Genomic DNA, 8,446 nt, shown 5'->3' on the forward strand with positions numbered 1-8,446 from the left:
TGCCCCACGAATGTCGTTGTGCGAGATGGCAAGGTCGTGCGCGTTGCTGCGGCGGAATTGCCGGGCGACGATGCGCCGCGTCGTCGTTTTTGCGTAAAGGGCTACACGCAGCCCCAGCGCGTCTACGATCCAGATCGCTTGAAGTATCCCATGAAACGAACGGGCGAGCGTGGCGAAGGCCAATGGGAGCGCATTAGCTGGGACGAGGCGATTGACACCATCGTCGGAAAAATGGGTGCCGCCGTGCAGGAGGCTGGCGGAACGTCTATCGCGTTCTGGTCTTCCTATGGCAGCTATGGCGTTCTGAATGGCCAGATGGCTGGTTATATGTCGGTTGGCTATGGTCGCATGATTACCGCTTTGGGCGCGACGGTGCTTGGCGCCGGTGCCGACTACGCTCAGATTTATGAGCAGTCGACACTGCTTGGCATTTCCGGCAACGACACTGCCGACATCGCCAATGCAAAAACCATTATGGCGTGGGGCGGAAATCCCGCTGAGGCGTATATCCACGATTGGCATTATGTATGCGACGCGCGCGAGAACGGCGCGAAGCTCATCACCATCGACCCGCAGTTTACGGCAAGCGCCGCGCATTCCGATATCTATGTCCCCATTCGCCCCGCAACCGACGGCGCGCTTATGCTGGGCATGGCAAACTACATTATCGACAACGAGCTCATGGACACCGACTTCATGAAGGCGAAGACGGTTTCCCCCTTCCTTATCAAGGAAGATGGCACGTATTTCCGCATGAGCGACATGGGCGTCGAGCCCACGGAGGGCCCCGTGAGCCCCACGACGGGCAAGCCGACCGTTATCAATCCGAATGTCGTGTGGGATAACGCCACCGGTGCGCCGGTCGCTGCGGCAAGCGCGACCGATCCTGCGCTCGAGGGAACGTTTGACTACCAAGGCCAGACGCTTACCACGGTTTTCCAGAAAACGAAGGATTCCACGAAGGAATATACGGTCGAAAAGGCCTCTGAGATTTGCGATATTCCCGCCGAAACGATCGAAAACCTGGCTCGCATCTATGCGACCGAGGGCCCCGTTGCCGTGCTTACGTTCCAGGGTCTTGGCCACCATGTGAACTCCCACCACAATTACAAGAACCTTGCCTATATTGCGGCTCTCACCGGAAATGCGGGCAAGCCTGGCGCCATGATGACGCGCGGATCGGGCATGTACCCGTTCAATGCGAAGGCGTATTTCATGGGCCTGGGCCCGGGCATCAATAGCACGGGCATGTATCTTCCTAAATTGATGGAAGAAAAGAAGTGGGGCCGGAAAGACGTCGACATTCGCGTTCTGTGGATGGCCAATGGCAATATGCTTTCGTGCGAATCGGGCCGTCAAGAGCTCATTGAGGCTGTTAAAAAGGTCGATTTCGTGGTGTGCGCCGATGTGAATATGACTGATTCTGCCCAATGGGCCGATATCGTGCTGCCCATTCCCCATGCGTATGAAACGGAAGATTTCGACCCGGTGTGCCCGACGCCGTATCCGACGTATTACCACAAGGCGATCGACCCGCTGTACGAATGCAAGACCGACCTCGAGATTCTGCAGCTCATCGCCGAGAAGATGGGCATGTCCAAGATCTATGGCGACGGGGCTTCGACTGAAGAGCTTATGCGCGCGGCCATGGACTCTGAAGCCAATTTGAAGTTCGGCGGCGGTTACGACGCATTCCAGGATGGAAAAGTGGGTCGCAACTACACGCATACGCCCGCGAGCCTGGTCGACACCTTCAAGGGCACCGCATCGCAGCGCTTGGAGTACTACATTGAAAAGCCTGCGCCGCGCAATAACTTTGGCCAAGAGGTGCACGACTACGAGCGCCTGCCGTATTACGAGCACGCCAACGAGTCGTATTGGGAAAACCCGCTGCGCGAGAAATATCCGCTCATGGGCTGCAGCCAGCATAACAAGTATCACGTGCATTCGCAGTGCGCCTATACGCCGGTGCTGCGCGAGATCGAGCCCGAGCCCACGCTGAAAGTCAACGCAAGCGACGCTGCCGAACGCGGCATCTCGCAGGGCGATTACGTTCGCGTGTTCAATGATCGCGGCTATGCAGTGCTCAAGGCCGTGGTGACCGAGGGTATCAAGCCTGGCGTCGTTTCCATTCCTCATGGCTTCCAGGCCGATCAGTTCGTTGAAGGCCATACGCAAGACCTCACGAATATCGTGATGAACGATTTCTGCTCGAACAGCTCGTTCTATGACTTCCTGTGCGAAGTTGAGAAATACGAAGGGGGTGAGCGCTAATGGCTCACTACGGAATGGTGATTGACACCAAGCGTTGCGTGGGCTGCAATGCGTGCACCACGGCGTGCAAAATCGCCAATAACGTGCCCGAAGGCATTTTCTGGACGCGCGCTTTGACCGATGGCGGCGACGCGCCCGACACCCCGAAGGGCACGTTCCCCAACGTACAGATGCGCTACATCACCGTGGGCTGCCAGCATTGCGAAAATCCCGCATGCACGAAGGTGTGCCCCGTTGGCGCAACGTATAAAGACCTCGAAACGGGCATCGTTCGCCAAGATTACGACAAGTGCATCGGCTGCCGCATGTGCATCGCGGCCTGCCCTTATACGGGTGTTCGCTCCTTCAATTGGCAAGAGCCTGCGTACCCGATGGATTTCGCCGTTGGCGACGTCGACGCTCCTGCGCACCAGAAGCATACGGTGGAAAAATGCACGTTCTGCTATCAGCGCCAAGCTCGCGGCGAAGTGCCTGCCTGCATGGATTTGTGCCCTGCACGCGCGCGTTTCTGGGGCGATTTGGACGATCCCGATTCTGACGTATCGAAGCTCCTTCGCGAGCGCGAGTATATGCAGCTTCTGCCTGAAAAGGGCACGAAGCCTTCTACCTATTATTTGGTTTAAGGGAGGATGCGCTCATGACTGAAAATGAAAAAGCGGCAACCGCCGTGAAAGACGCTTCTCCCAAACAGAAGCGTGAGACCTGGGGCGGCAAGGGCCTGAATGTCGCCATCATCGTGGCGGCTGTGCTCACCGTCGCCGGCATCGCGTGCTGGGCCATGCAGCTTTCGGGCGGCATGGTGCAGACCGGCATGCGCAACCTCGACTCCTGGGGCCTCTACATCACGAATTTCATGTTCTTCGTCGGCCTGTCGGCTGGCGGCCTGATCATCTCGTCGGTGCCCAACGCCTTCGGCATGAAGGGCTTCGGCGGCATCTCCAAGGTGGCCATCTGGACGAGCGTGTGCTGCACCTGCGCGGCCATCGGCTTCGTCGTGGTCGACCTCGGCGGCCCGGCCCGCCTGTGGGAGCTGTTCGTGTACTCGAACTTCTCGAGCCCCCTGATGTGGGACATCCTGGTGCTCGGCACATACCTCGTCCTGTCGGTGATCTATTTGTGGGCGTACCTGCGCGCCGAGGCCGGCCGCATGTCGCACACCGCGATTCGCGCCATCAGCGTGGTCGCGCTCATCGTGGCCATCCTTGTGCACAACGTCACCGCGTGGATCTTCAGCCTCGCCCCGGCGCACGAGTTCTGGCACACCGCGCTCATGGGCCCGTGGTTCGTGGCGTCCGCGCTTGACTGCGGCACCGCGCTCGTGCTCATCGTGTGCCTGGCGCTGCGCCGCGCGGGCTATCTCGCCCTCGGCCAGAAGCACGTGACCAACCTCTCCAAGATGCTCGCCGTGTTCGTGCTCGTCGATTTGTACTTCTACGCCTGCGACCTGCTCACGAGCGGGTACTTCGGCGGCGAGGGCGCCGAAGTCGTGGCGATGCTCACCTCCGGCGCGCTCGCGCCCGTCTTCTGGACGCAGGTCGCGCTCATGGCCGTCTCGGTCGCCATCCTCGTCGTGCCGAAGCTGCGCACGACCCCTGGCGTCGTCGTGGCTTCTGTCCTCGCGATCCTCGGCGTGTTCTGCAAGCGCCTGCAGATTCTCGTGGGCGGCTTCCAGATTCCGAACCTGCCTTATGACGGCCCCATGACTTCCATGACGGTCACCTCGTGGCAGAACGGCATGGCGGGCGCCTACCAGGGCATGGTCTATGCTCCGCAGCCGATCGAATTCGGCGTCACGCTCGGCGTGCTCGCCATGTGCGTCCTGTTCCTGCTGCTGGGCCTGAAGTACCTGCCCTTGAAGCCTGCCGAGAGCGGCGAATAGCGCTTCTCTTTTCTTTCAAGCCGGACGCGGCCCCTCCCCGAACCAGCCGCGTCCGGCCTCTTTTCCAAGAAAGGCCCGCCATGGTGAAAAAGCTGCAGTGCGTTGTCTTCGCGTTCGCGTTGGCGTCGGCGTGCGTTTTCGTCGCGGCGGGCGTTTCTTCGGAAGACGTCGGCGTGCCGCGCGCGATTTCCGCCGATTCGCCGTGCCCTGCGACTGGGTGCGCGAGCGGGGAGTGTCACGACTACGCGAGCGTTCCCGCCCCCGACGGCGTGCACGAGATGTCGTGCCCCGAGTCGACTTGCGCGTCGGTCGAGTGCCACGCGTGGGAGACGCTCGTGGGCGGCGGCTACCGGAGCGCGTCGGACGCGAGCCTGAACCTGTGGGTTTTGGGCCCGGTGGTCTTTTTCGGCGGGCTCGTGCTGCTGCTGAAGAGAATGGGGTAGGGAATGCCGAAGAAACGGAAGGCCGCGCTCGACGCCACGGCCGCGGCGCTTTTCGCGGCGGCGGTTTTGCCCCAGCTCACGGGCGTCGCCGCGCACGAATGGCTGGGCGTCGCCGCGCTCGCCGCGCTGCTCGCGCACCTGGCCGCGAGCTTCGACGCGCTCGCGGGCCTTTGCCGGGCGGCTGCCGGCCGCTCGCTTATCGCCCTGGTCCGCGCCGCGCTCGACGCGGCGCTGTTTTTGGCCCTCGCCGTGTGCGCGGTGTCGGGCGCGCTCGTCAGCGCCACGGTGCTGCCGGCGTTCGGGCTGTTTGCGCCGGGGTATTTCGTGTGGGACCCGCTGCACGCGGCCTCCGCGAAGGTGCTGCTCGCGCTTGTGTTGGTGCACGCGGTGAGCCATGCGGGGAAACTCGCGGTTTCCTGAAGGCGCGGCAATCCAGGGGCGCCGCCGCGCGTGACGTCAAACGAAACGAGTCTCGATAAAGGCGCCTCGTGTTGCGCTTGCGGCCATGCGCGTACAATTGCCTAAGCGGTGGGCGGTCTTTGCTTTCCAGGAAAACGTCGGTGCGCCTTGCCCATTTTGTCGCATGCGCCGGTATTTTGGCGCTTTCCCTAGGTTCGAGAGGTTCTTATGGATGACGCGCTTGCAACTCGTCCAACGCTTGCTGCGTGGCTCGCTGAATACGACGAAATCGAAAATGACTATATCCAGCACCTGCGCGATTTGGGAATCGAATTCGCAGAGCCGCATGCGTGCGATGCGCGGGTTGCCCGCCTTCGCGCCGAGTTGGCGTCGAGCGGGGCGCGCGTGCGCAATGCCGGAGCGAGCATATGCTCGGGCGCGCTTTCGAGTGCGTGCGTTGCTTGTACGGGCGACTGCGGCTCGAAAACGTTCTTTCTCTCGCTTGCGTGCAATCGTTCGTGCTATTTCTGCTTCAACTCGAACCAGACAGGAAGCGAGCACCTTCGCCGCATGAATGAACATTGGCGGGCTGAGGTCGATGCGTATTTCGATTCGATTGGCGGCGCTGAAAACGCGACGCATATCGGGCTTACCGGTGGCGAGCCGCTTCTCCATGCGCAGCAGGCGGTTGAATTCCTCTCGTATGTACATCATCGTGCCCCTCAAGCCCATATTCGCCTTTATACGGCGGGTGATTTCCTTACGGAAGACATGCTCGAACGTTTGCGCGATGCGGGCCTTTCGGAGCTGCGTCTGAGCGTGAAGCTCGATGCCGCCGACGCTCCTGAAGAATCGCGTGCGACGATAGACGACGCGGTGCGAAAAACGGCGCTCGTGAAACGTTTCATTCCGCACGCGATGGTCGAGATGCCGGTCATTCCCGGCACGAAAGCGGCCATGGAGCTGCTGCTTTGCGAGCTTGACGCAGTGGGCGCATGGGGTATCAATCTGTTGGAATTTGGATACCCGTTCAACGATTGGGGCGAGTTCTCCCGAAGGGGCTTCAAAGCGAAAAATCCTCCGTATCCCGTTGTGTACAACTGGGACTATGCGGGTGGTTTGCCCATCGATGAAAGCGAAGCCTTGGCTCTTGAGCTTATGCAATTCGCCATGCGAAAAGGGCTGGGTCTTGGAGTGCACTATTGCTCGCTCGAAAACAAGAATCGCGATCAGGTGATAACGCAGAATCGCGCTTTCCGTCCGAACGAGGCGCTGTATGTCCAAGACGAAGGCGATTTCTTCTTCAAAACTCTCAAGGTATTCGATGGCGATATCGAAATCGTGCATCGTGCGCTCGAATCGGCAGGCGAGGAAGGGCTTTGCGAGCGTGAGGGCGAATGCCTGCTCATGCATCCGAGCTGTCTCGAACGGATGCGCTCGTTGCCCGTGTGCGTGGCGCTTTCGTATAACGTGGTGGAACAGCGAGACGATGGAATCGTGTTGCGAGAAGTGAAATTGGAGCGTGTTATGAACGATTTGGCGCACGACAAGGCGCAATGGGCCGTTAAAGCATCGGCTTGGGAGCTTGCGGCGTTGAGCTTGAAATACCCCACCACGACTTTGGCCGATGCTGTTGCGAGCGGCGAATGGGCCGATGCGGCGCGAGAGATCACGGCAAGCTTGGGCGTCGATTTGCCGTCGTCCTTCGATGTCGAGGCGTCATTGGCGCGCGAATCTCTCGAACAAGAGGGTGGATTGGAGCGTCTGAAGACGGAGGCGACGCGCCTTTTCATTGGAGCTCCCCATGCGGCGTGCAGCCCCTATGAAGGCGTGCGACGTTCGTTGTGCACGGGCGCTCAGCCTCTGCTCTTTGTGAACCGATACGCGATGGAAGTTGAGCGGTTCTGCAAATCGTGCGGCCTTTCTCGCCCGCAAGGAACCAACGAGCCGCTCGACCATGTGGCAACCGAATGCGAGCTTCTTGAGCACTTGGCGTTCTCTGTTGCGGGCGGCGCCGAAGCGGCCGATGAGGTGTGGGAATTGCCGGGCGGATCGGCCGAAGCCGCCTATGGGCAATTCGTCGACGAGCACGCTGGCGTCTGGTTCAAGGAATTTGCCGATGGCCTCGCCTCTGCGGCCACGCATCCCTTCTATCGCGCGGCCGCGATGTATCTTGCGGCGATTTCTTAAACCATGTTGAAACGGGCCTGAAGCCCGGTTCGTGCGTCGCGATTCGGCGATAGGGAAGGCACCTTGCACGAAAACGCGCGAAGTGCGTAGCCTAAATTCGAAAGTGCGGCAGCATCGACGTTTTTGTGAATGTGCGACCAGGCATTACGCAAATGACGCAGCGGCAATTACCTTCAAGGGTACGCACTTCGTGCGTTTTCGTGCGCAAGAGGTTTTCGCGCGGGCCGAATGTGTTTTCTCATAGCCCGGCGAAGCCCTTCGGCGTTTCTTTAAAGTCGTCGCAAAAATGTCTCCGTGCTTCTTATGGCCTGCGCACGGGTGCGCTACAATACAAAAGTTTGAAAAACCCCAAGGCTCGGCGGCGTCATTGGTCGCGCGGGCGAGAAGGAGCATGCATGTCCAAGCCGTCATTCTTTATTACCACGCCCATTTATTACGTAAACGCGGCGCCCCATTTGGGAACCGCGTATTCGACCATCTTGGCCGACGTTCAGGCTCGCTACCGTCGCGCGATGGGCTACGACGTCAAATTCCTCACCGGCATGGATGAGCATGGCGAAAAGGTCGCCGAGGCCGCCGAGCAGCACGGCTTCGATTCGCCTCAGGCGTGGTGCGACAGCCAGGCTCCTCTGTTCCAGAATTTGTGGAAGACGCTCGAGATTTCCAACGACGACTTCATTCGCACGACCGAGCCGCGCCAGCACCATGCGGTTCAGTACCTCTGGGAGCGCATGCAGGAATCGGGCTACCTGTACAAGGGCAGCTACGATGGCTGGTACTGCGTACCCGACGAGACCTATTACACCGACAACCAAGTGAAGAAGGGCGACGAGGAATACGGTTCGGTTGGCCAGCACCTGTGCCCCGACTGCCATCGTCCGCTCGAGCGCGTGCAGGAAGAGTCGTACTTCTTCAAGCTCTCCGCGTTCCAGGACAAGCTGCTCGCGCTCTACGACGAGCATCCCGAATTCGTGCAGCCCGATTTCCGCATGAATGAGGTGCGCAGCTTCGTCGAAGGCGGTCTGAACGACCTTTCCGTGAGCCGCACGAGCTTCGATTGGGGCGTTCCCGTGCCGTTCGACGACGGCCATGTGACCTATGTGTGGTTCGACGCGCTGCTGAACTACATGACGGCTGTGGGTTATGGCCTTGACGACGATGCTTCCAAAGCAGAGTTTGCCTTCCGTTGGCCCGCTCAGTACCACATTGTGGGCAAGGACATCATCCGCTTCCACTGCGTCATTTGGCCGGCCATGCTCAT

General features: G+C 60.1%; 7 protein-coding genes. All 7 read left to right on the forward strand.

The window, feature by feature from the left end; genetic code table 11:
- Positions 1-2,274, forward strand: a 2,274-nt coding sequence (locus ACWI8T_RS06845) for a molybdopterin-containing oxidoreductase family protein (protein WP_449138401.1), incomplete at its 5' end; no start/stop codon positions are given.
- Positions 2,274-2,897, forward strand: a complete 624-nt coding sequence (locus ACWI8T_RS06850) for a 4Fe-4S dicluster domain-containing protein (protein ID WP_449138402.1) — start codon at positions 2,274-2,276, stop codon at positions 2,895-2,897. The genes ACWI8T_RS06845 and ACWI8T_RS06850, both read left to right, overlap by 1 nt.
- A 14-nt stretch (positions 2,898-2,911) precedes the next feature.
- Positions 2,912-4,153 (forward strand): NrfD/PsrC family molybdoenzyme membrane anchor subunit, encoded by a 1,242-nt coding sequence (gene nrfD / locus ACWI8T_RS06855; protein WP_449138403.1) that lies wholly within the window; start codon positions 2,912-2,914, stop codon positions 4,151-4,153.
- Positions 4,154-4,233: 80 nt separating this feature from the next.
- Positions 4,234-4,596 carry a hypothetical protein gene (locus ACWI8T_RS06860; RefSeq protein ID WP_449138404.1) on the forward strand — a complete coding sequence of 121 codons (363 nt, stop codon included), beginning with the start codon at positions 4,234-4,236 and terminating at the stop codon, positions 4,594-4,596.
- A gap of 3 nt (positions 4,597-4,599) precedes the next feature.
- Positions 4,600-5,016, forward strand: coding sequence for a DUF4405 domain-containing protein (locus tag ACWI8T_RS06865; protein ID WP_449138405.1), 417 nt, complete (start codon positions 4,600-4,602; stop codon positions 5,014-5,016).
- Between the two features lie 207 nt (positions 5,017-5,223).
- Positions 5,224-7,185, forward strand: coding sequence for a molecular chaperone TorD family protein (locus ACWI8T_RS06870; RefSeq protein ID WP_449138406.1), 1,962 nt, complete (start codon positions 5,224-5,226; stop codon positions 7,183-7,185).
- Between the two features lie 395 nt (positions 7,186-7,580).
- The coding region (locus ACWI8T_RS06875; protein WP_449138407.1) for a class I tRNA ligase family protein at positions 7,581-8,446 on the forward strand (866 nt) is incomplete at its 3' end.

Source organism: Slackia sp. (assembly GCF_977041755.1).

Coding starts and splice junctions, on each gene's coding strand:
- ACWI8T_RS06850 (WP_449138402.1), top strand. CDS start 2,274: ATGGCTCACTACGGAATGGTGATTGACACCAAGCGTTGCGTGGGCTGC.
- nrfD (WP_449138403.1), top strand. CDS start 2,912: ATGACTGAAAATGAAAAAGCGGCAACCGCCGTGAAAGACGCTTCTCCC.
- ACWI8T_RS06860 (WP_449138404.1), top strand. CDS start 4,234: ATGGTGAAAAAGCTGCAGTGCGTTGTCTTCGCGTTCGCGTTGGCGTCG.
- ACWI8T_RS06865 (WP_449138405.1), top strand. CDS start 4,600: ATGCCGAAGAAACGGAAGGCCGCGCTCGACGCCACGGCCGCGGCGCTT.
- ACWI8T_RS06870 (WP_449138406.1), top strand. CDS start 5,224: ATGGATGACGCGCTTGCAACTCGTCCAACGCTTGCTGCGTGGCTCGCT.